This is a genomic window from Thauera humireducens (assembly GCF_001051995.2).
GTDB classification, from domain to species: Bacteria; Pseudomonadota; Gammaproteobacteria; order Burkholderiales; family Rhodocyclaceae; genus Thauera; species Thauera humireducens.
Map to the genome: position 1 here is coordinate 2,630,258 of NZ_CP014646.1, position 26,793 is coordinate 2,657,050.

Annotated in this window: 26 protein-coding genes and 1 tRNA gene; 19 read left to right on the top strand and 8 right to left on the bottom strand. The window is 67.1% G+C overall.

The window, feature by feature from the left end:
* Window positions 1–78: 78 nt before the first annotated feature.
* Entirely contained in the window at window positions 79–900 is an 822-nt protein-coding gene (mutM, locus tag AC731_RS12320) for a bifunctional DNA-formamidopyrimidine glycosylase/DNA-(apurinic or apyrimidinic site) lyase (RefSeq protein WP_004264108.1), read from the bottom strand.
* 204 nt (window positions 901–1,104) lie between these two features.
* Between mutM and AC731_RS12325 the strand changes: the two genes are divergently transcribed.
* From AC731_RS12325 to pth, 7 genes are all read left to right on the top strand, one after another.
* Entirely contained in the window at window positions 1,105–2,817 is a 1,713-nt protein-coding gene (locus tag AC731_RS12325) for a tetratricopeptide repeat protein (protein WP_048706469.1), read from the top strand.
* A 2-nt stretch (window positions 2,818–2,819) separates the two neighbouring features.
* Window positions 2,820–3,401 carry a lipoprotein insertase outer membrane protein LolB gene (gene lolB, locus AC731_RS12330; protein WP_232435121.1) on the top strand — a complete coding sequence of 194 codons (582 nt, stop codon included), beginning with the start codon at window positions 2,820–2,822 and terminating at the stop codon, window positions 3,399–3,401.
* Window positions 3,383–4,258 carry a 4-(cytidine 5'-diphospho)-2-C-methyl-D-erythritol kinase gene (ispE, locus tag AC731_RS12335; RefSeq protein ID WP_048706471.1) on the top strand — a complete coding sequence of 292 codons (876 nt, stop codon included), beginning with the start codon at window positions 3,383–3,385 and terminating at the stop codon, window positions 4,256–4,258. The genes lolB and ispE overlap by 19 nt, the downstream gene beginning before the upstream one ends.
* Window positions 4,259–4,307: 49 nt before the next feature.
* A tRNA-Gln gene (locus AC731_RS12340) sits at window positions 4,308–4,384 on the top strand.
* 92 nt (window positions 4,385–4,476) lie between these two features.
* Window positions 4,477–5,427 carry a ribose-phosphate pyrophosphokinase gene (locus AC731_RS12345; RefSeq protein ID WP_004264090.1) on the top strand — a complete coding sequence of 317 codons (951 nt, stop codon included), beginning with the start codon at window positions 4,477–4,479 and terminating at the stop codon, window positions 5,425–5,427.
* Between the two features lie 88 nt (window positions 5,428–5,515).
* Complete coding sequence (locus AC731_RS12350; RefSeq protein WP_048706474.1) at window positions 5,516–6,112, top strand: 50S ribosomal protein L25/general stress protein Ctc; 597 nt, start codon at window positions 5,516–5,518, stop codon at window positions 6,110–6,112.
* A 45-nt stretch (window positions 6,113–6,157) separates the two neighbouring features.
* A complete protein-coding gene (pth, locus tag AC731_RS12355) occupies window positions 6,158–6,823 on the top strand; it encodes an aminoacyl-tRNA hydrolase (protein ID WP_048706477.1) in 666 nt (221 codons plus the stop codon).
* An 18-nt stretch (window positions 6,824–6,841) separates the two neighbouring features.
* Here the strand turns inward: pth and AC731_RS12360 are convergent, their stop codons facing one another.
* A complete protein-coding gene (locus tag AC731_RS12360; protein ID WP_048706481.1) occupies window positions 6,842–7,711 on the bottom strand; it encodes an ATP adenylyltransferase family protein in 870 nt (289 codons plus the stop codon).
* A 197-nt stretch (window positions 7,712–7,908) separates the two neighbouring features.
* Between AC731_RS12360 and ychF the strand changes: the two genes are divergently transcribed.
* Window positions 7,909–9,000, top strand: a complete 1,092-nt coding sequence (ychF, locus tag AC731_RS12365) for a redox-regulated ATPase YchF (RefSeq protein ID WP_004264080.1) — start codon at window positions 7,909–7,911, stop codon at window positions 8,998–9,000.
* Window positions 9,001–9,171: 171 nt separating this feature from the next.
* Here the strand turns inward: ychF and ltrA are convergent, their stop codons facing one another.
* The 5 genes from ltrA to AC731_RS12390 all read right to left on the bottom strand — a co-directional run bounded on the left by ltrA (window position 9,172) and on the right by AC731_RS12390 (window position 15,066).
* Window positions 9,172–10,524, bottom strand: coding sequence for a group II intron reverse transcriptase/maturase (gene ltrA / locus AC731_RS12370; protein ID WP_237266529.1), 1,353 nt, complete (start codon window positions 10,522–10,524; stop codon window positions 9,172–9,174).
* A 482-nt stretch (window positions 10,525–11,006) separates the two neighbouring features.
* Entirely contained in the window at window positions 11,007–12,014 is a 1,008-nt protein-coding gene (locus AC731_RS20155) for a PEP-CTERM sorting domain-containing protein (protein ID WP_048706488.1), read from the bottom strand.
* 276 nt (window positions 12,015–12,290) lie between these two features.
* Window positions 12,291–13,181, bottom strand: coding sequence for a DMT family transporter (locus AC731_RS12380; protein WP_048706491.1), 891 nt, complete (start codon window positions 13,179–13,181; stop codon window positions 12,291–12,293).
* 8 nt (window positions 13,182–13,189) lie between these two features.
* The gene (locus tag AC731_RS12385; protein ID WP_004264068.1) at window positions 13,190–13,732 is read right to left on the bottom strand and encodes a response regulator transcription factor; all 543 of its coding nucleotides are present in this window, start codon (window positions 13,730–13,732) and stop codon (window positions 13,190–13,192) included.
* Window positions 13,729–15,066 carry an ATP-binding protein gene (locus tag AC731_RS12390; protein WP_048710075.1) on the bottom strand — a complete coding sequence of 446 codons (1,338 nt, stop codon included), beginning with the start codon at window positions 15,064–15,066 and terminating at the stop codon, window positions 13,729–13,731. Before AC731_RS12390 ends, AC731_RS12385 begins: the two co-directional genes overlap by 4 nt.
* A gap of 222 nt (window positions 15,067–15,288) precedes the next feature.
* Between AC731_RS12390 and nosZ the strand changes: the two genes are divergently transcribed.
* The 10 genes from nosZ (at window position 15,289) to AC731_RS12440 (ending at window position 25,100) form a co-directional block, all read left to right on the top strand.
* A complete protein-coding gene (nosZ, locus tag AC731_RS12395) occupies window positions 15,289–17,241 on the top strand; it encodes a TAT-dependent nitrous-oxide reductase (protein ID WP_048706496.1) in 1,953 nt (650 codons plus the stop codon).
* Window positions 17,242–17,397: 156 nt separating this feature from the next.
* On the top strand, window positions 17,398–19,578 hold the full coding sequence (locus AC731_RS12400) for a NosR/NirI family protein (RefSeq protein WP_048706498.1): 2,181 nt from the start codon (window positions 17,398–17,400) through the stop codon (window positions 19,576–19,578).
* 28 nt (window positions 19,579–19,606) lie between these two features.
* Window positions 19,607–20,032 (top strand): hypothetical protein, encoded by a 426-nt coding sequence (locus AC731_RS12405; protein ID WP_048706501.1) that lies wholly within the window; start codon window positions 19,607–19,609, stop codon window positions 20,030–20,032.
* Window positions 20,033–20,186: 154 nt separating this feature from the next.
* Complete coding sequence (locus tag AC731_RS12410) at window positions 20,187–21,470, top strand: nitrous oxide reductase family maturation protein NosD (protein ID WP_048706505.1); 1,284 nt, start codon at window positions 20,187–20,189, stop codon at window positions 21,468–21,470.
* Window positions 21,471–21,486: 16 nt separating this feature from the next.
* A complete protein-coding gene (locus AC731_RS12415; protein ID WP_237266530.1) occupies window positions 21,487–22,401 on the top strand; it encodes an ABC transporter ATP-binding protein in 915 nt (304 codons plus the stop codon).
* 10 nt (window positions 22,402–22,411) lie between these two features.
* The gene (locus AC731_RS12420; protein ID WP_048706511.1) at window positions 22,412–23,242 is read left to right on the top strand and encodes an ABC transporter permease; all 831 of its coding nucleotides are present in this window, start codon (window positions 22,412–22,414) and stop codon (window positions 23,240–23,242) included.
* A 24-nt stretch (window positions 23,243–23,266) separates the two neighbouring features.
* Window positions 23,267–23,818, top strand: a complete 552-nt coding sequence (locus tag AC731_RS12425) for a nitrous oxide reductase accessory protein NosL (RefSeq protein ID WP_048706513.1) — start codon at window positions 23,267–23,269, stop codon at window positions 23,816–23,818.
* Window positions 23,819–23,833: 15 nt separating this feature from the next.
* Window positions 23,834–24,106, top strand: a complete 273-nt coding sequence (locus AC731_RS12430) for a hypothetical protein (protein ID WP_048706516.1) — start codon at window positions 23,834–23,836, stop codon at window positions 24,104–24,106.
* Window positions 24,103–24,474 (top strand): toxin-antitoxin system TumE family protein, encoded by a 372-nt coding sequence (locus AC731_RS12435; protein ID WP_048706519.1) that lies wholly within the window; start codon window positions 24,103–24,105, stop codon window positions 24,472–24,474. The genes AC731_RS12430 and AC731_RS12435 overlap by 4 nt, the downstream gene beginning before the upstream one ends.
* Window positions 24,471–25,100, top strand: coding sequence for a nitrous oxide reductase accessory protein NosL (locus AC731_RS12440; protein WP_082794318.1), 630 nt, complete (start codon window positions 24,471–24,473; stop codon window positions 25,098–25,100). The genes AC731_RS12435 and AC731_RS12440 overlap by 4 nt, the downstream gene beginning before the upstream one ends.
* An 81-nt stretch (window positions 25,101–25,181) precedes the next feature.
* Here the strand turns inward: AC731_RS12440 and AC731_RS12445 are convergent, their stop codons facing one another.
* Window positions 25,182–25,604: a c-type cytochrome gene (locus tag AC731_RS12445; RefSeq protein WP_048706526.1), complete on the bottom strand. Its 423-nt coding sequence runs from the start codon at window positions 25,602–25,604 to the stop codon at window positions 25,182–25,184.
* 259 nt (window positions 25,605–25,863) lie between these two features.
* Between AC731_RS12445 and gluQRS the strand changes: the two genes are divergently transcribed.
* Window positions 25,864–26,787 carry a tRNA glutamyl-Q(34) synthetase GluQRS gene (gene gluQRS / locus AC731_RS12450; RefSeq protein ID WP_082794319.1) on the top strand — a complete coding sequence of 308 codons (924 nt, stop codon included), beginning with the start codon at window positions 25,864–25,866 and terminating at the stop codon, window positions 26,785–26,787.
* Window positions 26,788–26,793: the final 6 nt, after the last annotated feature.

Consider the following 26,793-nt stretch of genomic DNA (forward strand, 5'->3'; position numbering starts at 1 on the left):
GCATAACGGCGAACCCGCTTTCCTTCCATCCTGGCGTTGCGCGGCAGGACCGGCGGCCCGCTCCGTGCGACGAACGCCTCAGGCTCGCCGCCGCTGGCAGCGGGGACAGAAGTACGTGGCGCGCTGCCCGCTGACGATGCGCTGCACGGGCGTGCCGCAGTGCCTGCACGACTCGCCCTCGCGGGCATAGACGAAATACTGCTGCTGGAAGTAACCCGGCCGCCCGTCACTGCCGACGAAGTCACGCAAGGTGCTGCCGCCTGCGGCAATCGCCGCGGTGAGGGTGTCGCGCACCGCGGCCACGAGCCGCGCGCAGCGCCGCGGCCCGAGCGCGCCCGCGGGCTCGAGGGGGTGGATGCCTGCACGGAACAGGCTCTCCGACGCATAGATGTTGCCCACGCCGACCACCCTGTGGCTGTCCATCAGCACGTGCTTGATCGGCGCACGCAGCCCGCGCGTGACGCGATGCAGCCACGCACCATCGAAGGCCTCGCTCAGGGGCTCGGGGCCGAGCCGGGCCAGCAGGGGGTGGGCATCGGCGTCACCCGCCTGCCACACGATCATGCCGAAGCGGCGCGGATCGCGCAGCCGCAGTGCCAGATCCCCGAACACGAGGTCGACATGGTCGTGCGCCGCAGGCGGCAGCCCGGCCGCCACCACGCGCAGGCTACCCGACATCCCCAGATGCAGGATCACCGAGCCCGTCCCGAAGTCGAACAGCAGGTACTTCGCGCGCCGCGACACCCGCCTCAGGTCACGCCCGACGAGTCGTTCGGCGAGGTCGTCGGGCACCGGCAGGCGCAGGCGGGCATTGCGGACGACCAGCGCGGTCAGCGCCCGTCCCTCGACGTGGGGCTGCACGCCGCGGCAAGTGGTCTCGACTTCGGGCAGTTCGGGCATGACATCCTGCGGGACGGAACAGCACGGGCGGCGCGCCGCACCCGTCCGTCTTGCGGGCACGGCGCCGATCTGCATACCATGACGCGAACCGAATTCTAGAGCAGCGCTCAAACTCGCGTCTAAACGAAGGGGCTGCCGTCACCGCCCCGGGGCGAGGCCCTGCAGCGCCCTTCGACGCCTCGCCGCATCCGCCGGATCAAGTTCATGAAAACCCAGCCTGCCCGCATCCTCAGAACCCTTTGCCTCGCGCTCGGCCTCGGCGCGGCGACCAGCCTCTCCGCTGCCGAAAACGACGGAGCGGGTGGCCCGCTTCCGGCCCAGGAGCTGACGCCGCGCACGGTGTACCAGTTCCTGCTCGCCGAGATCGCAGGCGCCCGCGGGCAGATCGGCCTGTCGGCACAGCTGTATCTCGACCTTGCCCGCGCGACCCGCGATCCGCGGATCGCCCGCCGCGCCACCGAGATCGCCATGTATTCGCGCAACCCGCAGATGGCCGGCGAGGCCGCGAGCCTGTGGGTCGAGGTGGCGCCCAATTCGGAGGAAGCCCGCCGCATTCTCGCCGGCGTGGGCGGCCCGACCGGCGGCGCTGCGAACCTCGACAACGTCCAGACTCACCTTGCGCGTGCCCTCGCCCAATCGAACGGGCGGCTGCCGCAGAACCTGCTCGGGCTCAATCGCGCACTCGCCGGCATCCCGGACAAGGATGCGGTGCTGCGTATCGTGCAGCGCCTGACCGAGCCCTATCTGGACGTGCCCGAAGCCTACATCGCGCGCGCCCAGGCGGCGATGGTCGCGCAGGACCCGATGCTCGCGCTGGGCGCAGTCGACCTGGCACTGCAGCTTCGTCCCGGCTGGGAGCCGGCCGTGATGCTCAAGGCGCAGATCCTGCAGCATTCCGGTGCCAATGCCGAGGCGGCACGCCAGCTCGAGGCCGAGGTCCAGCGCAACCCCGACAACAACGCATTGCGCCTGGCCTACGCCCGCGCGCTGGTCAGCGCCCAGCGTTTCGAGGACGCACGCAGCGAGTTTCGCCGCCTGCTCGCCTTCAGCCCCAACGACGCCGAGCTGCTGTACGCGGTGGGCCTGCTGTCGGCGCAACTCGACGACAAGGCCGAAGCCGAGTCCCACTACCTGCGCGCCCTCGACAACGGCCATCCGCAACCCGACCTGATCCGCCTGCAGCTCGGCCTGCTTGCCGACGATCGTGGCGACGGCGCCGCCGCACGCAAGTGGTTCGGCGAGATCACCGACGAACGCCATGTTCCCGAAGCCATGATCCGCAGCGCCCAGAGCATGGCCCGCGAAGGCCGCGTCGACGAGGCCCGCGCCCTGCTGAAGGCGCAGGACGGCAACGACGAGCTCAAGCGCCGCTACCTGATCGCCGAGGCGCAGGTCCTGCGCGAGGCCGATCGCACTGCCGACGCACTGGTCGTGCTCGACGATGCGCTGCGCGAACATCCGGACGACACCGACCTGCTGTACGAGACCGCCATGCTCGCCGAACGGCTCGACCGCATCGACCTGATGGAGAGCCGCCTGTGGCGCGTGATCGAACTCAAGCCCGACCACGCCCATGCGCACAACGCGCTCGGCTATTCGCTCGCCGATCGCAGCCTGCGCCTTGATGAGGCCGAGGCACTGATCGTGCGCGCCCTCGAGCTGCTGCCGGACGACCCCTTCATCCTTGACAGCATGGGCTGGGTGCGCTTCCGCCGCGGCGACGCCAAGGAGGCCGTGGTCCATCTGGAGCGCGCGTACGCGATCCGTGCCGATGCGGAGATCGCCGCGCATCTGGGCGAAGTGCTGTGGACGCTGCAGCGGCAGGGCGACGCCAACCGCATCTTCGACGAAGCGCTGAAGGCTCATCCGGACAACAAGCTGCTGGGCGACACCGTGCGCCGCCTGCGCGGCCAGTGATCGTGCGGTCCCGCTTCACGCTCGGCGCCGCCATGACGGCGATCGCACTCGGACTCGCGGCCTGCGCCCCGCTGTCCGTCACGGCGCCGGACACGGTCGTCACGCGCAACGCGGCACCGGCCTTCGAATTGCAGGGCCGCCTGTCCGCCAGCGATGGCCAGCAGGCCGCGAGCGGCCGCGTCGAATGGCAGCACGTCCGCGGCACCCACCATTTCACGCTGCTCACCCCACTCGGCCAGGTCGTCGCCCAGCTCGATGCGGACGCGCTGGGCGCCCGTCTGCAGACCGCCGACGGCCAGGTGCTGAGCGCGGACTCCGCCGAAGCCCTGCTGCCGCAGGTACTGGGTGTCGATGTCCCGATAGGCCGGCTCGGTCTTTGGGTGCAGGCCGCACCGGGACCTGAGGCCGAAATCCGTAACCGCGACTCGGCCGGCCGCCCGGCGCTGGTCATCGACCTGGGCTGGCGGATCGAGTACCTCGACTACGCCGGCGAGTCTGCCGACGCCCCGCCCGCACGCCTCGACATCTCCCGCGGCGACGCCCGCATCCGCCTCGTCATCGATTCATGGACCACCCTGCCCTGAGCCGGCCCGACACTTCGGACCCGCAACGCCTGACCGGCTGTCCCGCGCCGGCCAAGCTCAACCTCTTCCTGCACGTCGTCGGACGGCGCGCCGACGGCTATCACCTGCTGCAGACCGCCTTCCGCCTGCTCGACTGGGGCGACACACTCGATTTCGCGCTACGCGAGGACGGCGAGATCCGCCGCACCAACGCAGTCGCCGGCGTCCCGGCCGAGCACGACCTCGTCGTGCGGGCCGCGCGTCTGCTGCAGGCACGCACCGGCTGCACGCGGGGTGCCGACATCGCGCTGCACAAGGTGCTGCCCATGGGCGGTGGCCTCGGCGGCGGCAGCTCGGACGCCGCCACGACCCTGATCGCACTGAACCGCCTGTGGGGCACCGGACTCAGCCGGACCGAACTGCAAGCCCTGGGCCTGCAGCTCGGCGCCGACGTGCCGGTCTTCATCTTCGGCCGCGACGCCTTTGCCGAAGGCGTGGGCGAAGCCCTCCAGACGCTCGAACTGCCGCCCGCGTGGTACGTGGTCCTTTCACCGGGGGTTTCGGTCTCGACCGCCGAAATTTTTTGCGCAGAGGACTTGACGAGAAATACGGCTCTGATCAAAATACCGGACTTCGCAGCAAGCACCACGCGAAACGACCTGCAGGCAGTGGCCTGCAAACGTTACCCGGAAGTGCAAAACGCGATCGACTGGCTGGCGCAATTCGCACCGGCCCGGATGACAGGCTCGGGCGCCTGCGTCTTCGCCGAAGTGTTTTCGGCAGATGACGCGGAACGCATCGCAGTCAGCTGTCCTGAACGATGGACAGCCTGGAAAGTGCGATCTGCCTCTCGCCATCCGATGTACGAGTGGCTATAATCGCCGCCGCTTCATCAGTCGATGTGTAACGCTGACGAAACAGGTTTCTTGGGGAGTCGCCAAGTCGGTTAAGGCACCGGATTTTGATTCCGGCATTCGAGGGTTCGAATCCTTCCTCCCCAGCCATACAACGACGGGCAGACCACGGGTCTGCCCGAGTCGTTTTTGCGCGCACAAGATTGTGCGCGTCGATTCTTACGGCACTCGGAGTAGCAGAAATGCCCCACGGCAGCCTGATGGTCTTCACCGGCAACGCCAACCCCAAACTTGGCGCCGACGTGACGCGACGTCTGGGTATCTCCCTCGGTTCGGCCACGGTCGGCCGGTTCTCGGACGGCGAAGTCAATGTCGAACTGCTCGAGAATGTGCGCGGCAAGGACGTGTTCGTTCTGCAGCCTACCTGCTCGCCCACCAACGAGAACCTGATGGAACTGCTGGTGCTGGTCGACGCGCTCAAGCGCGCCTCCGCCGGCCGCATCACGGCAGCCATTCCCTACTTCGGCTACGCCCGCCAGGACCGTCGCCCGCGCTCGGCGCGCGTGCCGATCACGGCCAAGGTCGTCGCCAACATGCTGCAGGCCGTGGGCGTCCAGCGCCTGCTGACCATGGACCTGCACGCCGACCAGATCCAGGGCTTCTTCGACATCCCGGTCGACAACGTGTACGCCGCGCCGGTGCTGCTCAACGACCTCGACAAGCAGAAGTACGACGACCTGCTGGTCGTGTCGCCCGACGTCGGTGGCGTGGTGCGCGCACGCGCCTTCGCCAAGCGCATGGAGTGCGACCTGGCGATCATCGACAAGCGCCGTCCCAAGGCCAACGTTTCCGAAGTCATGAACATCATCGGTGAGGTCGAAGGCCGCACCTGCGTGATCATGGACGACATCGTCGACACCGCCGGCACGCTGTGCAAGGCCGCCGCTGCGCTCAAGCAGCACGGCGCCAAGCGTGTGCTGTCGTACTGCACCCACGCAGTGCTGTCGGGCGCCGCGGTGTCGCGCATCAACGACTCCGAACTCGACGAACTCGTCGTCACCGACACCATCCCGCTGCGCGAGGACGCCAAGGCCTGCCCGCGCATCCGCCAGGTTTCGGTCGCTTCGCTGCTGGCCGACACCATCCTGCGCATCAGCAACGAAGAGTCCGTCTCCTCGCTGTTCATGGAATGAGTTTCGTGCCCGCCCCTTCGGACGAAGGGGCGGGCGCTCAACGTTTTCGCCTGGTCGCGGGCGAAGACATCACCACTAGGAGCAACACATGCAGATCCAATTCAAGGCCACCAAGCGTGACGCCCAGGGTACGAGTGCGAGCCGCCGCCTGCGTCGTGCCGGCCAGCTGCCGGGCATCATCTACGGCGCTTCGGGCGACGCCCTGCCGGTCACCTTCGACCACAACGAGCTGTACCACCTGCTCAAGAAGGAAGTGTTCCACTCGTCCGTCCTGACCATCGACGTCGATGGCAAGAAGGAAACCGTCGTCCTGCGCGACACCCAGTGGCACGCCTTCAAGCCGCAAGTCCTGCACATCGACTTCCAGCGCGTGGCCGCCGACCAGAAGATGCACCTGAAGGTGCCGCTGCACTTCGTCGGCGACGACGTGAGCCCCGCCGTCAAGCTGGGCGGCTGCATGATCTCGCACGTCGCCAACGAAATCGACGTCCAGTGCCTGCCGAAGGATCTGCCCGAGTTCGTCGAAGTCGACCTGTCGGCGCTGGAAGCCGGCCAGTCGGTGCACGCCTCCCAGATCAAGCTGCCGGCCGGCGTCGAGCTGGTCCTGCACGGCGAAGGCGACCCGGTGGTTGCCAGCGCACTGAAGGTGAAGGGCGCGGCGGAAGGCGAAGGCGAAGCCGCCTGAGCTACCTCCCGGCCTGCCCCAACGGATGCTGAAGACCGAATACCGATGAGCGCCGCGCCTTCGCGCCCCCTGCGTCTCGTCGTCGGTCTCGGCAATCCGGGGGCTGAATACACTGAAACCCGGCACAACGCCGGGTTTTGGTTTTGTGAGCGGCTCGCCGACAAGCTCGGCGTGCGCTTCTCGCACGAATCCCGTTTCCACGGTCTGGTCGCCAATGCGCGTGAAGCCGGTGTGTGGCTGCTGATGCCGCAGACCTTCATGAACCGCTCCGGCCAGGCCATCGGCGCGCTTGCGCGCTTCTACCGCATCGAACCGTCGGAGATCCTCGTCGTGCACGACGAGCTCGACATCCCGCCCGGCCAGCTGCGGCTGAAGTTCGGCGGCGGGCTCGGCGGCCACAACGGGCTGAAGGACACCTCCGCCCACCTCGGCACCCACGACTACTGGCGCCTGCGCATCGGCATCGGCCACCCGGGCGACCGCAGCGAAGTGGTGAACTTCGTTCTCAAGCCGGCACGGCGCGAGGAACAGCAGCAGATCGACGAAGCGATCGACAAGGCACTCGTCGCCTGGCCGCAACTGGCGCGCGGCGAACTCAACGCCACGGCCACCAAGCTCAACGCGCGACCTGCGCCCCCAAAGCCGCCGAAAGCACCCAGGCCACCGAAGGACGCGACGCCGGGACCGGCGCCCGAAGACGCCGGAACCTGAACGCCGCGGCCTTCCGTATCAGCAGCCCACCGCCGCCAGCGCGCGCAGCGGACCGACCCGGCGAATCGCTTCGATCTGTTCCGGCTGGCGCGTGTACAGCGTGCCACCGAAGCACACCGCACTGATCGAGATCCCCTCGAAGCACTCCTGGCTACGCGGCAGCATCAGCAGCCAGCCCTCACCCACCAGCAGGTTGCACGGCGGCAGCAGGCCATCCTCGCCCGGCACCAGCCCCAGCTCGTCGCACGCATTGCGATACCCCGCCAGCAGGCTGTCGGCCGCCGCCTCGACCGGCACGTCGCGCCCGCTCAGCACGCGGACGAACACATGCTTCATCGGCAGCGCCGGGTGCGTCGCCACCCCCTGCTCGGGCAGCCCCAGCGGCAGGCCGCCTGCAAACAGCCGCAGGCTGGCGTTGCCCTCGGCTTCGGGCATCCACTGCACATGCTTGTGACGCTGGCTGGCGCCAGCCGCCGCGCCGCCGTTGTACAGCCCGATGCCGCCCGCTTCGACCATGATCGTCGCCAGCGCGGCGAAGTCGCTGTATTCGAGCGGCTGCAACTGCTCCTCGAAGGTCCGCCGCGCCAGCACCAGATGGCGCTCGCACAGCGGAAACTTGTTCAGGATGACGACATGCGCGTCGCCCACCGGGCCGACCGTCAGCGCCGGATCCGGATTGAGAAAGGGGTTGAAGTTCGGGTCGCGCGGCCCGCCCGGAATCGCCACCTTGGCCGCGTCCTTGACCGCCAGCGACGACACCCAGCGCACGATGAAGCGCATGCCGCCATCCTCCATCTCGGTCTGTTCGGCCTGCACCGGTTGCAGCGCCCCGGACGCGAGCGCGGCCGCGCTGCGCTCATCGATTGCATCCAACCATGTTCCACCCATATCGCCTCCTTCCTTGGTCTACTTTTGGGCCAATGCAAGCCGGGCATTGTAGGCCGGCAGGGCGTGATTTGCGCACGCCATGGGCGCGGAGGCTTTGAACGCCCCCCCGACGACACGGTACAATTGCGAGTTTTCCACACCGGATCAAGGCCGTAGCGCGACGTCCACGCGCCCGCCCCGGAACGACAAGGATTCACATGAGCCTGAAATGCGGAATCGTCGGCCTGCCCAACGTCGGCAAGTCGACCCTGTTCAACGCCCTGACCAAGGCCGGCATCCAGGCCGAGAACTACCCCTTCTGCACCATCGAGCCCAACGTCGGCATCGTCGAAGTGCCGGACCCCCGCCTCGATGCGCTGTCCGCGATCGTCAAGCCGCAGAAGATCCAGCCCGCCATCGTCGAGTTCGTCGACATCGCCGGCCTGGTCGCCGGCGCCTCGAAGGGTGAAGGCCTGGGCAACCAGTTCCTCGCCAACATCCGCGAGACCGACGCCATCGTGCACGTCGTGCGCTGCTTCGCCGACGACAACGTGATCCACGTCTCGGGCAGCGTCGACCCGATCCGCGACATCGAGGTCATCGACACCGAGCTCGCGCTCGCCGACATGGCCACCGTCGAGAAGGCGCTCAATCGCTACAAGCGCCCTGCCGCCTCGGGCGACAAGGAAGCCAAGATCCTGGTCGCGGTGCTCGAGAAGTGCTTCGCCCAGCTAGACCAGGGCAAGCCGGTGCGCGCGCTGGACCTGTCGAAGGAAGAATGGGCTTCGCTCCGCCCCTTCTGCCTGATCACCGCCAAGCCGGTGCTGTATGCCGCCAACGTCGCCGAGGACGGCTTCGACAACAACCCGCATCTGGATGCGGTACGCGCCCACGCCGCGGCCGAAGGCGCCGAAGTCGTGGCCCTGTGTGCCGCGATCGAAGCCGAGATCGCTGACCTCGACGATGCCGACAAGAAGGATTTCCTCGCGTCCATGGGTCTCGACGAGCCCGGCCTCGACCGCCTGATCCGCGCCGGCTACACGCTGCTCGGCCTGCAGACCTACTTCACCGCCGGCGTGAAGGAAGTGCGGGCCTGGACCATCCACGTCGGCGACACCGCCCCGCAGGCCGCGGGCGTGATCCACACCGACTTCGAACGCGGCTTCATCCGCGCCCAGACCATCGCCTACGAGGATTTCATCCAGTACAAGGGCGAGGCCGGCGCCAAGGAAGCGGGCAAGATGCGCGCCGAAGGCAAGGAATACGTGGTGAAGGACGGCGACGTGCTGAACTTCCTGTTCAACGTCTGAACGCGGCCTGACCGAGCGCTGCACGACACGCCCCGCGGATCCCGAAGGACCGCGGGGCGTTCTGTTATCCGCGCCGCGCCAATCGGGATAGGGGCGGCCAGGTTACCTGACCGTTCCCCTCCCACACCACCCGGCATGCGGGTCCGCACCGGGCGGTTCGAGTCGTTGAGGTCATGAGAGCCGGGGCACACCGAGCCGATCAAAGTAGGCAACAGGCATTGCGCGGTTCAGCAGGAAGCGGCTGTTACGCCACCACCTTCGACTGTTCGCCGCCACCTGTCGAGCGTCCGTTTCCGAAGCGCCCAGAGCCTTCAATTCCCGGTACATCGTCGTACCCCGACGCCAGTGCTTGAGCTGCACCGCACGCAGCCGGTGTCGAATCCACTCGTCGAGTTCGCGGAACACCTTGGGTGTCTGCGCGAGCTGGAAGTACGCCTTCCAGCCCGGCATGTAGGCCCGCAGCCGTTCGGCAGTCTCGGTCAGGTTGCGCCCGCCCGAGCGACACGTGAATTGCCGGATGCGTTGCTTGAAGGCGTTGAGCGCCTTGTCGGCCACCCTGCACTTGACCTGTCCGCCTGGGCCGTACCAGAAGGCATAGCCCAGAAACTTGCGGCGCGAGGCCGGCGCGACGGCCGTCTTGGCGTCGTTCACCTTCAGGCGGAGTCGCTCGTAGAGCTTGGTCAGGCCCGCTAGCACCCGTTCGCCTGCACGGCGACTGCGCACATACACATTGCAGTCGTCGGCGTAGCGCACGAAGCGGTGCCCCCGCCGCTCCAGTTCCCGATCCACCTCGTCGAGCAGCACATTGGCCAGCAGCGGCGACAGCGGCCCGCCTTCCGGCGTGCCCTCAAACCGCTCCATGACCACGCCGCCACCCATGATCCCGGCCACGAGGTAACAACGGATCAGCCGCAGCACGGCCTTGTCCTCGATTCGCCTCGCCAGGCGTTCCATCAGGATGTCGTGATTGACCCGGTCGAAGAACTTCTCCAAATCCACATCGACCACCACCCGGTAACCGTCCTGCACGTAGCGCTGTGCATCGAGCACCGCGTCGTGCGCACGGCGTCCCGGGCGAAAGCCATAGCTATGGTCAGAGAACGTCGGATCAATCCTGGGCTGCAAGACTTGCAGCAGGGCTTGCTGGATCAGCCGATCCGTCACCGTCGGAATCCCCAGTTCGCGCACCCCGCCATCGGACTTCGGGATCTGGACGCGGCGCACCGGAGAAGGCCGGTAGCTGCCATCCAGCAAGGACTCCCGAATCCGAGGCCAGTGCGCTCTCAGGTAGGCCGCCGTCTCGGCGATCGACAACCCATCCACCCCAGCACTGCCGCGATTGGATTTGACGCGTTTCCACGCCGCCTCCATGTTCGCTTTCGCGAGCGCCTGAAGAAGCAGGCCATCTCGCCCCGGGCTTCCGGTTTCATGCCGCGCCGTCCGTGCTTCATCACGCACCGCTTCGGGATCGGCTTCACCTCGCCCTCCCGCGTTGCGCCCCGGCCTCCCGAGCTTCTGATGCATTGCACGTCCGAGCGACACGGCCTTCGGCCCTCCTACTCGTTCGGCCCTTCCCCGGCGGTCTCCAGCCTCAACGGCCCTACCACCAAGTACTACAGCCTCTGCTGACTTCTCGCTCCGGCTCAGCACCGTCGCCCTTTCAGGCATAAGGCGAGATCTCCCCAGGTAAGAACGCACTCCTTCGCTGCACAACCGCCGGATCTACGCCACTTCGCCTTGATCACGAGAGCTTCCCGATTACGTGCTCGCTCGCCCTGCTCCGCAGCGCCTTCTATCCGATTCTTGTCCATCGGCTCGCAGCTTATGCTCCACGCTTCCTTCCCACGCTCGGTCACCCTCACGCAGTTGCGCTTCACTTCGTTCGCTGTGATCAACTTACGGCGGGACTTCCACCCGCAGGAGTGCGCCCATGCTGGGCGCACACGAAAAAGGCCTCCCTCTATCGAGGAAGGCCCAAGTCCCTCACACCCAAAAGCTAGGGCGCGTCAGCTGCGCAGCTTGCGACGCCCGGCGCCCAGGCCCAGCAGACCGATACCGAGCAGGGCAAGCACACCCGGTTCCGGAACCGGCGTGGGCGGGATGTTGATGATGTTGACCAGCGCCAGTTCCTCGCCGCCGGAATCCAGACCCGTCATGCGCAGCTGGAAGTACAGCTGGTAATCATCGTTGTAGTTACGCAGATCGAGGGTCGGCGCGTAGGCGAAGAAGTCGGGCTTGCCGCTGCCGACGTTGTTGTCGACGTTCATCGTGCACAGACCGCTCAAATCGCAGTTCGGGTTGCCCGGATCAAACCAGGTGACTTCAACCTCGGGAAGCGCCGGCACGAACGAATTCGGGTCGTACGCCGAGTTGAAGATGTTGTCGAAGGCGAAGGTATCGATGACGGTCTTGCCGATGATCTTGCCATCCTCGTCACGCACGACGTCGGTCACGATCTCGAACACGCCGTTCAGCGACAGCAGGTTCTTGGCCGTGTTGTTCAGGTCGAACGAGAACACCGGCGAGTAACTGCCTTCGCCCAGGAAGTTCTTGAGGTCGCCCACGGTCACGACCGCGTCGAACGGCCATTCGCCCATGTAGAGCGTGTCGTTCTTCGGTGTCTGGTCACCGTCCGGCGAGGGTGCATGATTGTCGCCGGTGCCACCAGTGGCCGGCGGCAACGGAAGGTTATTCGAGTTGTTGAACGAGAACAGTTTGACGATCTGTCCGGAACCGAAGGACGGCAGGCTGTCCCACTCCGAGAACTCCGTATAGCCGTAGCTCGAAAGCTGAGTCAGGGCATTGACCGAGTAGGAGATGTAGTCGTCGTGCTGGCTGGCAACGTACACCTTCGCACCGGTCGAGGTCGTCACGCACAGCAGGTTGGCAAGGTTCGGGTCGGCAAAACCACAGCTCGACACCGGCGGCAGTGACAGCGCATGCGCCGCACCCGGGCCCATGAACGTACCTGCAAGCAGGGCCGTGGCGCACAGGGTTCTTGTGATTTTTTTCATTTCGGGCTCCTTGAACAGGTACTGCTTCTGTCAAAGCAAACCCCATGCCAGATCTGATTTGAATATTTTTCTCCTTATTCAACAGCAGCTTAGTTGAAAAGTGCGTAAAACACCCAAAGTGTGCAATTCTCGAATGTAAAGAAATCCGACAAAACACTGCGTGACGGATGGGGCGACTGCAGCATCCAGGACTCTCGATGTCACACCTTCGATTTGGCGAACATCGAACGCACCGAGCACGGTATGCCAGATACCACCCGGCGGCGGGCGGGACGTCTACCTCAGCACGGTCCGCAGCAGCGCGCGGACCCAGGGCCAGCGGCTCAGCACCAAGGCGGAAAAAATCAGCGCGCAGCCGACGAACTGCAGGTTGCTCATGCGCTCGCCGTACCACCAGGCGGCCAGCATCGCGGTCCACATCGGCTCCAGCATCAGGATGACTGCGGCATGGCTGGGTGTGGTCAGGCTCTGGCCGTAGAGCTGGGTGAAGAAGCGCAAGGTGGTGGCGATCAGCGCGCTGGCGAGCACCCACCCCAGCACCGGCGTCGCCACCGCCTCGGGCCAGGTTTCCAGCAGGGCCGATAGCGGCAGCATCAGGATGCCGACCATCATCACCTGCACCGTGCTCAGCGCCAGCGGCGACACATTGCGCACCACGCGACCATTGAGGTTGATCAGCACGGCAAACACCAGCGCCGCCGCGAGGAAGAACCACTGGCTGGGTTCGAAGCGAAAGCCGTGCTCCAGCGACAGGCACGCGAAACCCGTCAGCGCGAGCGGCATCGCCACCCAGGCGATCCGCGGCGGATGCTCCCGGAAGAACACGCGCGCGACAACCGGCACCAACACCACCCCCAGGGCGGAGATGAACGCCCCCTCGCCCAGGTGCGTAGCGTGCTGCAGGCCGCTGATCCACAGCGCCATCGCCAGCGCAAACAGCGCGCCCACGACGAATGATCCCCGCCAGCCGGCACGGTCGAGCACGCGCAGTTGCGGCCAGCTGAAGGCGGCCAGTACCACCCCTGCGAGCAGAAAGCGGATGCCCACGAACAGCAAGGGCGGCAGACCGACGAGCGATTCCTTGGAGAAAATCCAGCCCGCGGCAGCGACCAGCGTGGCAAATACAAGCAGCAGATCCGCCTTGAGCGGATGACGAACATCGGACATTCGGGGACTCAGGCGCCGGCCGGCGGACGGGCGAGCTTGCGCTGCAAGGTGCGGCGATGCATCTGCAGCGCACGCGCCGTGGCGGAGATGTTGCCCTCGTGTTCGGCCAGCACGCGCTGGATGTGCTCCCACTCCAGGCGGTCGACCGACAGCGGCGCATCGGGCGCACGGTCGTCGATGACCACGTCCTCGGCGCGCAGGGCCTTGATGATGGCGTCGACTTCGGCCGGCTTGGCCAGGTACTGGATGGCGCCGAGCTTCACCGCATCGACCGCGGTGGCGATGCTTGCGTAACCGGTCAGCACCAGGATGCGCGCCCCCGGGCTGGCCTCGAGCAGCGGACGGATCAGTTTCAATCCGGATTCGCCCCCGATGTTCAGGTCGAGCACGATGAACTCGGGCGCATGATCCTGCGCCAGTTCCAGCGCGCCCTCGCTGTCGGTCGCACCATAGGTGTCGAAGCCGCGTTGCGCGAGCGCCCGAACCAGCACACGGTTGAAGGCGGGATCGTCATCGACGACGAGCAGGGTCGGAGCATGTTCGACGGTCATTCGGCACTCGAGCGGAGCGGCAGGACAAGGCGTGCAATGGTGCCACCGCCCGGACGCGAATGGAACGACAGTTGCCCGCCATGATGTTCGACGGCCGCATGCGCCAGCATCAATCCCACGCCCATGCCCGACGAATGGCTGCCCAGCGGCGCATGCCGCGCCGCCGCCACGCGCTCGGCAGACAGCCCGGGACCGCGGTCCGCCACCTCGACATGCAGCGTCGCGTCCGCCAGCCACGCGCGCACCTCCACCGCCTGCGCGGCGTGTCCGGCGGCGGCATTGGCATTGGCGGCGTTGTCGATGAGGTTCTGCAGCCCTTCGCCCAGGCTGGCGTCTGCGACGATGCCGTGCAGTGCCAGCTCGGGCGAAACATCGAGCCGCAGCGCTGCCGCCGGCCGCAGGCGCTGCCAGCGCGCAACGCACTCGCGCAGCCAGGCCGCCGCCGCCGCCTGCCCGCCGCCCTCGGCACGCTGCTGCCCGGTTTCCTGCGTCAGGCTGTTGAGGAGGTCGCGGCAATGATCGATCTGCTCGCGCATCAGCGCCACGTCGTCCTCGACCTCGGCCGGCAGGTCCGTGCGGCGCGCCATCTCGTCCGCCACGATGCGCAGGGTGCCGAGCGGGGTGCCCAGTCGATGGGCGGCGCCTGCCGCCAGATTACCCAGGCCGACCACGTAGGCGTCACGTGCGCGCGCCGCCTGCGCCTGCGCCAGCGCCGCCTCGCCCCTGGCGATGGCCGCGTTCAGGCGGACGATGAACCACACGACGGTGACGGCAGCCAGCGCGAAGCTGGCCCACATGCCGGCCAGGTGCCAGAACATGGCGGACGCCGCGTCAGCCAGACGGACCGGATGGTGGAACTCCCACAGCAGGGCGTAGACGCCGACGGCCACCGCGGCCAGCGCCCAGGCCTGGCGCGACGGCAGGATGGACGCACCGACGGCGACGACGGGCAACAGCAGCGAGATGGCGGGATTGGTCACGCCGCCGCCGAAGTACAGGAAGGCCCCCCAGGCGACGAGGTCGAGCACGAGCTGCACGAACGCGCCGCCACGACCGTCGAGCCAGCGTGCCAGCCCCCCCTGCAGCGCCAGGTTCACCGCAGCCAGCGCCAGCGCCACACCGAGCAGGGGCTGTGCGGGATGCCCGGGCGCCAGCAGTGGAAACGCGATCACTGCCATCGCCACCATGGCCGCGACGGAGAACCAGCGCAACTGGATCAGTCGGGACCGATCGACACGCAGGGCGGCGATCTCGGCGACGGCGAAACGCGGCCCGCCGGGGCCATCGGCTCGGTGACTGGACGGTCCGTCGGGTGGGGCCGGTGGCGGGTGCATGCTGATCAGATCCTCTGATGGGTCGCGCAGATGGCTTTCCAAGGGAATGTCCGCGTCTTTAACCAAGATCAAGGTTTGCGCAAGCAGGCAGACCTAGAGTGCACCTGCGACAAAACGCCACAGGACATTTTGTCACAGGCATCCGCCTACCCTGCGCCACGGCGCACGAACCCCGGATGACTGGACGAACACCGATCACGTCAGTAACGGGAGCGAAAGATCATGAACGAAGACGCCAAGATGAACCAGGTCGACGCGATGCCCGACCCGAGCCGCCGCAAGTTTCTGAATTCGGCTGCGCTGGCCGGCCTGGCCGGTGCCGGCCTGTCTGTCGGCCTGTCGGCCTGCAACAAGGACGCGCCCGCGCCTGCTGCAGCCCCCGCTGCCGCCCCCGCACCCGCCGCGGCGGCGAAAGCGGTCCACGACTCGGTGCACCTGAAGCCGGGCGAGCTCGACACCTACTACGGCCTCTGGAGCGGCGGCCACACCGGCGACTTCCGCGTCCTCGGCCTGCCCTCGGGCCGCGAACTGCACCGCGTGCCCTGCTTCGTTCCCGACGCGCTGGTCGGCTGGGGCATCACCAACGAGTCGAAGGCGGTCATGGGCACCAAGCCCGACGGCAGCCTGCGCTACACCGTCGGTGACACCCACCACACCCACGCCTCCTACAAGGACGGCAACTACGACGGCCGCTACGCCTGGATCAACGACAAGATCAACAGCCGCATCGCCCGCATCCGCCTCGACTACCTGATCTGCGACAAGATCACCGAGCTGCCCAACGTGCAGGGCTTCCACGGCATCTTCCCGGACAAGCGCGATCCGGTCGATCCCGCGATCAACTACACCACGCGCGTGTTCTGCGGCGCCGAGTTCCACACTCCGCTGCCCAACGACGGCCGTGACGTCAACGCGCCGGAACAGTACCGCGCCCTCTTCAGCTGCGTCGACGCCGAGAGCATGGAAGTGCGCTGGCAGGTGCTCATCGACGGCAACTGCGACCTCGTCGCCACGTCGTTCGACGGCAAGCTGGCCGCCTCGAACCAGTACAACACCGAGGGCGGTTACCACTACGAAGGCATGATGTCGGCCGAACGCGACGCCTGCATCTTCTTCAACATCGCCCGCATCGAGCAGGCCGTGAAGGACGGCAAGTTCAAGACCTTCGGTGCATCGAAGGTGCCGGTGGTCGACGGTACCAAGGCCTCGAACGCCGATCCCGCCACCGCCCTCGTCGCCTACGTGACCGTGCCGAAGAACCCGCACGGCGTGAATGCCAGCCCGGACGGCAAGTACTTCATCTGCGCCGGCAAGCTGTCGCCCACGGCGACCGTCATCGAGCTGGCCAAGGTGCTCGAATGGTTCGACGGCAAGCTCGACGACCTGGACAAGGCCATCGTCGCCGAAGTCGAGATCGGCCTCGGCCCCCTGCACACCGCCTTCGACGGCCGCGGCAACGCCTACACCACGCTGTTCCTGGACAGCCAGATCGTGAAGTGGAACGTCGATGCTGCCATCAAGTTCCACGCCGGCGACAAGAACGCGCAGTACGTGGTCGACCGCCTCGACGTGCATTACCAGCCGGGCCACATCAACGCCTCGCAATCGGAAACCATGTTCGCCGACGGCAAGTGGCTGTGCGTGGGCTGCAAGTTCTCGAAGGACCGCTTCCTGCCGGTCGGCCCGCTGCACGCCGAAACCGAGCAGCTGGTCGACATCTCGGGCGAGAAGATGGTGCTGATGGCCGACCACCCGGTCCGCCCCGAGCCGCACGACTTCATCATCTTCAAGCGCGAGCTGCTGCAGCCCAAGCAGGTGTACGACATCAACGAGTTCCCGCTCGCGGTCAAGGATCCGAAGGAAGCCGGGGTGTTCCGCGACGGCAACAAGGTCACGGTCAAGATCACTTCGCTGGCCCCGGCCTTCGAGCCACGCGAGTTCAAGCTCAAGGTCGGCGACGAAGTCACCATCATCCTGACCAACCTGGACAAGATCGAGGACCTGACGCACGGCTTCGCCATCCCGAAGTACAACGTCAACTTCATCTGCAACCCGCAGGAAACCAAGTCGGTGACCTTCAAGGCGGACAAGCCGGGCGTGTTCTGGTGCTACTGCACGCACTTCTGCCATGCCCTGCACCTCGAGATGCGCAGCCGCATGATCGTCGAGGCGTGAGTCAGACGAAGTAGCACTGCATGACAACAGGGGGCGACGAGCCCCCTGTTGCTTTTTGGGCGGATGGCATCGACGGCCACGGCAAATTGATACGAAACAAATACATCACCGCCCCGCTTTTCTAGACTCCATCGTAATTTCCTTATGGAGCGCGCCATGAAGTTGTTGTCCGCACTGTGCGGCGCCCTGTCCTCGCTGATCCTTGCCGCCGCGCTGGCAACGACGGCGACGCCGGCCACGGCCCAGACCGCCTACGAGGCCGCCCTGCCGGCCGAACTGAGCACCTCTCCAGCCCTCTGCAACTACGTCCCGTGTGCCGACGTGCTGCCGGGCGCCACCTCATTCTCCGAACGCAAGGGCCAGCCGCCCTACGTCGAGGCCTATGCCGAGGAGGGCGGACAGCGCAAGCTCGTCGGCTACGTCATGCTGTCGACCGACATCACCGACACCCCCGCCTACTCGGGCAAGCCGGTCGTCACGCTGATCGGCATGAATACCGAGGGACGCTTCGTCGGCGTGAAGATCCTCAAGCATTCCGAGCCGATCCTGCTGCTGGGCATCCCCGAAAGCGCGCTGATCGCCTTCAACAACCAGTACCTCGGCAAGTTCGTCGGCGACAACATCGAGATCGGCCGCTCCCGCCCGGAAGAGGAGATCATCGGCCTGGATGCGATTTCCGGCGCAACCGTCACCGTCATCGCCCAGAACCAGGTGATGATGACCTCGGGCGCCGCGGTGGCGCGTCAGGTCGGCATTCTCGAGCCGACGATCCGGCCGCAGGCGAAGTTCGTCGATTCCGGCCGCACGCTCGACTGGGCCACGCTGGTGGCCGAAGGTGCGGTCCGCAACCTGAAGGTGGCGACCGAGCAGGTCGGCCTGCCACGTAGCGCCACCCCGTTCATCGACCTGTGGTTCGGCTACCTCAACCATCCGGAGATCGGACGCTCGATCCTGGGCGAGAGCGGCTGGCGCGCACTGATGGCCCGGCTGGGCGAAGGCGAGCACGCCCTGTTCGTGATCCGCACCGCCGGCGACGAGTCCTTCAAGGGCTCCGGGTTCGTGCGCGGCGGCATCTATGATCGCGTGCAGATCCGCCAGGGCCAGGACGCCTTCACCTTCCGCGACCTCGACTACCTCAACCTGTACGGCATCAACGCCGCCGGCGCGCCGGGCTTCAACGAATCGGCAATCTTCATCGTGCGCTCGCCCGCCTTCTCCGGCGCCTTCCCGTGGAAGTTCATCTTCCTCGGCAACCGCGTGGACCGCGAGACCGGCGCACGGACCTTCGTGAACTTCGACACCGAATACTGGCTGGCGGACCGCCATCTGGACGGCGGCCGGCCGAAGGTGGTCAAGCCCGACGCGCCATGGGTGAAGGTCTGGAAGTCGCGCGCGCTCGAGATCGGCCTGTTCGCCGCGCTGCTCGTCGCCGTGGCCGTGGTCTATGCGAACCGCGATGCGCTGACCCGCCGCTCGACGCGCAAGAACAAGTGGCCGGTCAACGCCTTCAAGTACACCTTCTGGGTGATCAGCATCGGCTTCGTCGGCTTCGGCCTGCTCGCCCAGCCCTCGATCACCCAGGTGCTGACCTGGTTCCATTCGCTGCTGTTCCAGTGGCAGTGGGAGCTGTTCCTCACCGATCCCTTCATCTTCCTGTTCTGGATCTTCATCATCCTCACCACCTTCGTGTGGGGCCGCGGTCTGTTCTGCGGCTGGATGTGCCCCTTCGGCTCGCTGTCCGAGCTGATCTACAAGGTCGCCGGCGCCATCGGCCTGAAGCGCTTCCAGTTCGCCCTGCCGATGAAGTGGCACAACCGCCTGAAGTGGATCAAGTACGGCGTGTTCTTCGCCCTGCTGGCGGTGTCGGTGTTCTCGATGGGGCTGGCGGAGATGCTCGCCGAGGTGGAGCCGTTCAAGACCACCTTCCTCGTCGGCATGTTCAACCGCGCCTGGCCCTACACCCTGTTCGTGGCGGTGCTGCTCGGCCTGTCGATCTTCATCGAGCGGCCGTTCTGCAAGTACCTGTGTCCGCTCGGCGCCTCGCTCGCGATGCCGTCGACCTTCCGCTGGTTCGGCCTCAAGCGCAAGCAGGAGTGCAACAGCTGCAAGGCCTGCGCGGTCGGCTGCGGCTCGCTGGCGATCGACGAGCACGGTCGCATCGATCACCGCGAATGCATGCACTGCCTCGACTGCATGATCCTGTACACCGACGAGCACGCCTGCCCGCCGCTGGCACAGGAACGCAAGCGCCGCACGAAGGCCGGCCTGCCGCTCACGCCGATCGGCAAGGACGGCTACTACATCCCGATCAAGCCCGCGCCGGCCGCCAAGGCCTGAGCGCCGCCACATCGACGAGGAGCGCATCATGATCGACCCCCGCAGCATGACCGAACCGGTGACCCCGCCCTATGCCGGCGGCGGCGCCCTGGCGCGCATCGGCGCCGAGATCTGGGACCACCTGTGGCCCTGGAGCCGCAGCGGCTTCCAGCGCCAGCGCGCGATCCAGGCGGCCGGCCTGGCGCTCGCGCTCGCCGCCACCGTCGCCTGGGTGCTGGCGGCGATGGGCAACCTGACCCCCGGCGCGATCATCGGCTGGTGGTTCGGCTGGAGCGTGTTCGAGGTGGTCGTGCGCCTCGGCTCCAAGCCCTATGTGAAGGAGGGCCCGTGGTGGGGTCAGCGCTACCGCAAGGCCAGCCCGATGGACATGATCTGCTATGTCGGCTTCAAGAACCTGCTGATCGGCGCCACGCTGTTCCTGGTGCTGAAGAGCCTGGGGTTCATCCAGCTCTGAGGCGCCGGCATTCCGCTCGCGCACGGCGCCGCCCCCAGAGGCGGCGCCGTGCTTTCAACCGCGCGGGTTCGCGCCCGAAGCGCTTCACCTAGATCAAGTACCGATGCGACATTACGCCGCATACTGTGCACCAATGTCCAACGCGTCTCGTGCAATGCACCGTTCCTTCCGCCTTCTTCGCACCCTTGCCGCCGCAATGCTGATCGCGGCGCTGGCCGGTCCGGCTGCGGCTGCGGTGTGGCAGATCAAGGCCGGCGAGTCCATCCAGGCGGCGATCGACCGCGCCGCCCCGGGCGACACCCTTGAGATCGAGCGCGCCCGCTATGTCGAAAACCTGCTGATCACCAAGCCGCTGACCCTGCGCGGCCTCGACCGCCCGACGATTTCCGGCGGCCTGCGCGGCGACACGATCCGCATCAAGGCCGAGCGCGTCACGATCGAAGGCCTGATCATCGCCGACTCCGGTGCCAGCCTGCGCGAACAGAACGCGGGCATCTACGTCTGGCCGGGCTCGCACCATACGGTGGTGCGCAACTGCGACTTCTCCTACACGCTGTTCGGGCTGTGGATCGAGCAGTCGAACGACGTGCTGATCGAAGGCAACCTGATCACCGGCAAGCGCGAGCTGCAGTCGTCGCAGCGCGGCAACGGCATCCAGCTCTACAACACCCGGCGCGCGCAGATCATCGGCAACAACATCAGCTTCGTGCGTGACGCCCTGTACGTCGATGTCTCGCATGACGCGGTGTTCCGCAACAACCGCCTGCACCACAGCCGTTACGGCACGCATTACATGAATGCCTACGACAACCTGTGGGAAGGGAACGACAGCTGGATGAACCGCGGCGGGCTGGCGCTGATGGAAGTGCGCCGCCTCACCGTGCGCAACAACCGCGCCTGGGCCAATTCGGACCACGGCATCATGCTGCGCACGATCCAGGACTCGGTGATCGAGAACAACGTCGTCGCCGGCAACCAGCGCGGCTTCTTCATCTATGACGCCGAATACAACGTCCTGCGAGGCAATGCCGTGATCGACAACCTGGTCGGCGTGCATCTGTGGGCTGGCTCGAAGAACAACGAGGTCGAAGGCAACGACTTCATCGCCAACCGCGAGCAGGTGCGCTACGTCGGTGCCCGCGACATGCCCTGGGGTGTCAAGGAAGGCAACTACTGGAGCAACTACCTCGGCTGGGACCGCAACGGCGACGGCGCCGGCGACGTGCAGTACGAGGCCAACGACATGGTGGACCGCCTGTCCTGGCGCCACCCGATGATGAAGCTGCTGCTGGCAAGCCCGGCGGTGCAGACGCTGCGACTGGTGGGCCAGCAGTTCCCGCTGCTGCGCGCGCCGAGCATCGTCGACCCCAAGCCGCGCATGCAGCCGCACAACCCCGACTGGAGCCAATGGCGTGGCCGATACTTCCCCCGCTCCTAAGCACCCGCAGGCAGGCATGAAGCCGGTGATCGTCGCCCGCGGCGTGCGCAAGCACTACGGCAGCATCCATGCGGTCGACGGCGTCGACCTCGAGGTGCAGGAAGGCGAGCTGTTCGGCCTCATCGGCCACAACGGCGCCGGCAAGAGCACGATGTTCAAGATGATGCTCGGCCTCATCCCGCTCACCGGCGGCGAGATCCGCATCGACGGCGCACCGGTCGGCGGCTCGGGCGGCGACTTCCGCACGGTGCGGCGCAAGATCGGCTACCTGCCCGAGAACGTCGTGCTCTACGACAATCTCACCGGCCTGGAAACCCTGCACTTCTTCGCCAGGCTCAAGGGCGTGCCGGGCAAGGACAACCTCGCCCTGCTCGAACGCGTGGGCCTGATCCATGCCGCGAAGCGCCGCGTGCGCGAGTACTCCAAGGGCATGCGCCAGCGTCTCGGCTTTGCCCAGGCCCTGCTCGGCAAGCCGCGCATCCTGTTCCTCGACGAACCCACGACGGGCCTCGACCCCGAGGCGATCCGCGGCTTCTACGCCATCCTGCGGCAGTTGAAGAGCGAGGGCGTGACCATGGTCATCACCTCGCACATCCTGGCCGAAATCCAGGAACGGGTGGACCGCCTGGCCATCATGGCCGCCGGCAAGGTGCAGGCCACCGGCACGGTGCAGGCACTGCGCGAGCAGATGGACCTGCCGCTGTGGTTCAGCGTGCGCGTCGATCCGGCCGACTTCGAGGCGGTGCGCGCCGCATTGGGCCACCTGCCGGTGGGCGCGATCGAGGCGCGCGACGGACACATCGCGGTGCAGTGCCAGCGCGACGCCAAAATGGCGGTGATCGCCGCCCTGGCCACGCTGGACGGCAAGGTGCGCGACCTCACCGTGCGCGAACCCTCGCTCGAAGACGTGTTCTTCGGCTTCTCCGACTAAGGGGCGGACCATGGAGTTTTCGCAGATCGCCGCCATCGCCGGCAAGGAATTCTGGGACCGCATCCGCAACCGCTGGGTGCTGGCCGTGGCGCTGGTGTTCACCGCCTTCGCGCTGTCGATCGCCTATTTCGGCGCCGCACAGCAGGGCACGGTGGGCTTCCGCTCCATCGAGGTCACCATCGCCAGCCTCGTCAGCCTGGTCATCTACCTGATCCCACTGATCGCGCTGGTGCTGGGTTTCGATGCCATCGTCGGCGAACGCGAACGCGGCTCGCTCGACCTGCTGCTGTCGATGCCCATCACCCGCCTCGAACTGCTGCTCGGCAAGTACCTCGGGCTGGCCGGCGCGCTGACCTTCTCCACCGTCGCCGGCTTCGGTCTGGTCGGCGTCGTGCTGTCGGCCCAGCTCGATCTCAACGCGCTGTTCCACTACGTCGGCTTCATGCTCAGCTCGGTGCTGCTGGGCTGCGCCTTCCTGAGCCTGGCGGTGATGCTGTCGGTGTTCGCCGCCGACCGCACCCGCGCCTCGGGCCTGGCGATCGCGATGTGGTTCTTCTTCGTGCTGATCTTCGACCTGCTGCTGCTGGGCGTGCTGGTCGTCACCGCCGGCCAGTGGGGTGGCGAGGCCCTGCCCTACCTGCTGCTCCTGAACCCGGCCGACGTCTTCCGCATCCTCAACATCTTTTCGCTGGAAGACGTGCGCACGCTGTATGGCCTGGCCACCGTCTTCCCGCCCGCGCTGGCCCAACCCTGGCTGCTGGGGCTGGTGATGGCGGGCTGGATCGTCGTCCCGCTGGCGGTCGCCGCCTGGCGCTTCCGCCTGGGCGCGGGCCGCGCGTAATCGAACGGACTGGAGACTCTCCCGATGTGCACACACCATGGCTGCAAGCATTCTCCCTTCGACCGACGCCGCTTCCTCATCGCCGGCGCCGCCACCGGCCTGCTCGCCGCCTGCGGCGCGCCGAGCGGCGGCAGCGGCTCGGTGGTGGCGCTCGAGATCGACCGCAGCACCAGCTGTTCGCTCGACGGCATGCTGCTCGGCGACTACCCCGGACCCAAGGCCCAGATCCACTACAGCGGCCTGTCGCAACCGGACTGGTTCTGCGACACGCTGGAGATGTTCAACGTCTACCTGAACCCCGAGCAGGCACGGCTCGTGACTGCACTGTTCGTGCAGGACATGGGCAAGACGGACTGGGACAAGCCGGTCGGCAACTGGATCGACGCGAAGAAGGCCTTTTACGTGCTCGGTTCGAAGCGCCTCGGCTCGATGGGGCCAACCGCTGCGTCGTTCTCCTCCCAGGCCGATGCCCAGGCCTTTGCCGCCCAGCACGGCGGCAAGGTGCTGAAGTTCGATGAGGTCACGCCCGACATGGCGAACCTGGACGGCGGCGCCCTCCACGACCAGACAATGTAAGGAACGCACCAGGACATGAATCCGATCTACGACGCATTGCCGCCCGACGCGGCGGCCGAACTGCAGCCCCTGTCGCGCCTGATCTACGAAGCCCGGGAGAACCGGCGTGCCGTGCTGCAGGCCGTCGGCGCCACCGACGAGCACGCGTTGCTGGCCCGCATCGTAGCGGGCGACATCGACGCGCATCCCGCGTACGAGCACTACCTCGCTGCGCGCATCCTCGCCGAGACCCACCAGGCGGCACGGACGGCGATGAGCGAGCGCCTGAAGGAGGTCAACGGCCAATGAACCTGCATCCAGCCATCCTCGAGCACGTCGCTCACGCGCACGGCGACCTGCTGGCCGCCCCGCCCCAGCTGAACCAGGACGCGCTGACCATCGGCTTGCGCAATGGCGTCACGCTGACGGTGCGCTATGCGGCATCCGACGCCTACTCGCTGCGCTGGCGCACCGGCATGACGGACGATGCCGCAGAACTCTGCATCGATACGGCCCCGACACACCCTCATCTGACGACGGCGCCGAACCATCTGCACTGCGCCGACGGCGCCGTGGTCGCCGACCCGGTCACCCGGATCGACGCCAGCCCGGAAGCCAACGTGTCGGCGCTGCTCGTCGCACTGGCGAGCGACCCGCTGCTGGGGGCATCGGCGTGACCGCCGCCGCCCGCACGCTGCTGCTCGGCTCCGCCGCGGCATGCGTCGTGGCGGCAGGCACGCTCTTCTGGCAGTACTCGGCGCGCCCGACGAGCGTCGCGTTCTCGCCCCCGGACGAGGATATCTGCATCGTCCCGCCCGCGCGCGCATCCGCCGCGCACCCCTACGACCCCGCCTCGGGACTGGCCATGTACGACGCCCGGCCAGTTCCCGCCGACGCCCGCTGCCCGGTATGCGGCATGTATCCGGCGCGCTTCCCGAAGTGGGCGGCACAGGTCATCTTCAAGGACGGCTCGGCGCATTTCTTCGATTCGCCGGTCGACCTCTTCATGTTCCTGGAAGAACCCGGACGCTTCGACGCCATCCACACCGCCGAGGATGCGGCCGCGATGTACGTCGCCGATTTCAGCAGCGGCACCTGGCTCGACGCACGCCAGGCCGCCTTCGTGATCGACTCCGGGGCGCGCGGGCCGATGCGCGGGCCCGACCTGCCGGCCTTTGCCGACCTTGCTGCTGCGCAGCGCTTCGTCACCGAGCATGGCGGCCGCGCCCTCGCGTTTCCCGAGGTCGACCGCCGCGTGATGAATGGCCTGCGCAGTTCGACCCACTCCGGCCATACCCACTGAAGCACGCCCGACATCGGGTCCCGTTAACGAAGGACGGAGGCTCTCGCCTCCGTCTCGATTGCTGCGGAACGCGCTGCGGGCTTACTGCGACTTCGCCACCATGAAGTCGACCGCGGCCTTGACGTCGTCGTCGCTCAGCGTCGCCGCGCCGCCACGGGCCGGCATCATGCCCTTGGCGCCGGTAAAGCCCTCAATGGCGTGCTTGTACAGCGTGTCCTTGCCTTGCGCGATGCGGGGGGCCCACTCGTCCTTGTTGCCGGGCAAGGGCGCACCGGCAACGCCGGCGGCGTGGCAGAGTGCGCAGGTCTTCTTGTAGATGCTCTCACCCGCGGCATTGGCCGGCGCTGCGGCAACCGGAGCCGGAGCCGCAGGTGCAGGTGCCGCCGCAGGCGCGGCGGCCGTAGGCGCCGGCGCGGAGCCTGCCGAACTGCCCGAATCCTGCCCGCCACAGGCAGCGAGCAGGACGGAAAGCACGGAGGCGAGGATTAGCGGGGTCTTTTTCATGGGAACTCTCCAGTCGTATGGGGCAGACGATGCGTGACGGACAACGACGCTTCGAACTTGACCCGATGCTACCCGCCCGGTGCCGGGTAGTGGATTGACAGGAATCAATTCCCCCCCGGCAAGCGTCTCGAAATGCAAACCGCTCCACCCCGTGCCGCTCGAGGGCAATTGATGCAGAATCCCACCCATCGCGCGGAGCTGGCACCATCGGCTTCCGCCCAATCGGCTTTCACACCTCACCGCCCACCCGTTTGCTCACGTGACCGTTTCAGCCCCCCTGGCGTCGCGCCCGCCCACTGGCCGCTTTGCCCCCTCACCCAGCGGCCCCCTGCATTTCGGCTCGCTGGTGGCGGCCGCAGGCAGCTACCTGGATGCGCGCAGCCGTGGCGGCCGCTGGCTGCTGCGGATCGAGGACGTAGACACGCCACGCACGGTGGAGGGCGCCGCTAACGGCCTCATCGCCACGCTGGCACGCCTCGGCTTCGAGTGGGACGGCGACATCGTCTGGCAAAGCCGTCGCACCGCGGCCTACGCCGCCGCCCTCGAGCGCCTGAAGGCTGCCGGCCACGCCTTTGCCTGTGCCTGCACCCGGCGCGAGATGGCCGACTCCGCACTGACGCGCGATGGCTCGCGCCGCTATCCCGGCACCTGCCGCAACGGCCTGCCACCCGGTCGCAGCGCGCGGGCCTGGCGCGTACGCGCCGACGGCGTCGTCGCCTTCGACGACGCCGTCCAGGGGCCTCAGCGCGAGGATCTCGCGCAGGACTCGGGCGACTACGTGGTGCTGCGCGCGGACGGCCTGTTCGCCTACCAGCTCGCCGTGGTCGTCGACGACGCCGACGCCGGCGTCACGCACGTGGTGCGCGGTGCCGACCTGCTCGATTCGACTGCGCGCCAGATTCACCTGCAACAGCTGCTCGGCTTCCCGCAGCCCGCCTATGCGCACCTGCCGGTGGCAACCAACGCGGCCGGCGAGAAGCTCTCCAAGCAGACCCTGGCCCGCGCGGTCGACGCACATCCACCCGCGGGGGCGCTGGTCGCGGCCTTGCGCTTCCTCGGCCAGGCCCCGCCTGCCGGACTCGACCGCGCAGCGCTCACCGAAGTATGGAGCTGGGCGCTGCACCACTGGCGGCTCGCCGCCGTCCCGCGCTGCCGCCATGCGCCAGCCCCCGACATCGACTGAGGAGTC

Bases quoted from the DNA above. Each gene is read 5' to 3' on its own strand.
- mutM (WP_004264108.1), bottom strand. From the start codon at position 900: ATGCCCGAACTGCCCGAAGTCGAGACCACTTGCCGCGGCGTGCAGCCC.
- AC731_RS12325 (WP_048706469.1), top strand. From the start codon at position 1,105: ATGAAAACCCAGCCTGCCCGCATCCTCAGAACCCTTTGCCTCGCGCTC.
- ispE (WP_048706471.1), top strand. From the start codon at position 3,383: ATGGACCACCCTGCCCTGAGCCGGCCCGACACTTCGGACCCGCAACGC.
- AC731_RS12345 (WP_004264090.1), top strand. From the start codon at position 4,477: ATGCCCCACGGCAGCCTGATGGTCTTCACCGGCAACGCCAACCCCAAA.
- AC731_RS12350 (WP_048706474.1), top strand. From the start codon at position 5,516: ATGCAGATCCAATTCAAGGCCACCAAGCGTGACGCCCAGGGTACGAGT.
- pth (WP_048706477.1), top strand. From the start codon at position 6,158: ATGAGCGCCGCGCCTTCGCGCCCCCTGCGTCTCGTCGTCGGTCTCGGC.
- AC731_RS12360 (WP_048706481.1), bottom strand. From the start codon at position 7,711: ATGGGTGGAACATGGTTGGATGCAATCGATGAGCGCAGCGCGGCCGCG.
- ychF (WP_004264080.1), top strand. From the start codon at position 7,909: ATGAGCCTGAAATGCGGAATCGTCGGCCTGCCCAACGTCGGCAAGTCG.
- ltrA (WP_237266529.1), bottom strand. From the start codon at position 10,524: ATGCATCAGAAGCTCGGGAGGCCGGGGCGCAACGCGGGAGGGCGAGGT.
- AC731_RS20155 (WP_048706488.1), bottom strand. From the start codon at position 12,014: ATGAAAAAAATCACAAGAACCCTGTGCGCCACGGCCCTGCTTGCAGGT.
- AC731_RS12380 (WP_048706491.1), bottom strand. From the start codon at position 13,181: ATGTCCGATGTTCGTCATCCGCTCAAGGCGGATCTGCTGCTTGTATTT.
- AC731_RS12385 (WP_004264068.1), bottom strand. From the start codon at position 13,732: ATGACCGTCGAACATGCTCCGACCCTGCTCGTCGTCGATGACGATCCC.
- AC731_RS12390 (WP_048710075.1), bottom strand. From the start codon at position 15,066: ATGCACCCGCCACCGGCCCCACCCGACGGACCGTCCAGTCACCGAGCC.
- nosZ (WP_048706496.1), top strand. From the start codon at position 15,289: ATGAACGAAGACGCCAAGATGAACCAGGTCGACGCGATGCCCGACCCG.
- AC731_RS12400 (WP_048706498.1), top strand. From the start codon at position 17,398: ATGAAGTTGTTGTCCGCACTGTGCGGCGCCCTGTCCTCGCTGATCCTT.
- AC731_RS12405 (WP_048706501.1), top strand. From the start codon at position 19,607: ATGATCGACCCCCGCAGCATGACCGAACCGGTGACCCCGCCCTATGCC.
- AC731_RS12410 (WP_048706505.1), top strand. From the start codon at position 20,187: ATGCACCGTTCCTTCCGCCTTCTTCGCACCCTTGCCGCCGCAATGCTG.
- AC731_RS12415 (WP_237266530.1), top strand. From the start codon at position 21,487: ATGAAGCCGGTGATCGTCGCCCGCGGCGTGCGCAAGCACTACGGCAGC.
- AC731_RS12420 (WP_048706511.1), top strand. From the start codon at position 22,412: ATGGAGTTTTCGCAGATCGCCGCCATCGCCGGCAAGGAATTCTGGGAC.
- AC731_RS12425 (WP_048706513.1), top strand. From the start codon at position 23,267: ATGTGCACACACCATGGCTGCAAGCATTCTCCCTTCGACCGACGCCGC.
- AC731_RS12430 (WP_048706516.1), top strand. From the start codon at position 23,834: ATGAATCCGATCTACGACGCATTGCCGCCCGACGCGGCGGCCGAACTG.
- AC731_RS12435 (WP_048706519.1), top strand. From the start codon at position 24,103: ATGAACCTGCATCCAGCCATCCTCGAGCACGTCGCTCACGCGCACGGC.
- AC731_RS12445 (WP_048706526.1), bottom strand. From the start codon at position 25,604: ATGAAAAAGACCCCGCTAATCCTCGCCTCCGTGCTTTCCGTCCTGCTC.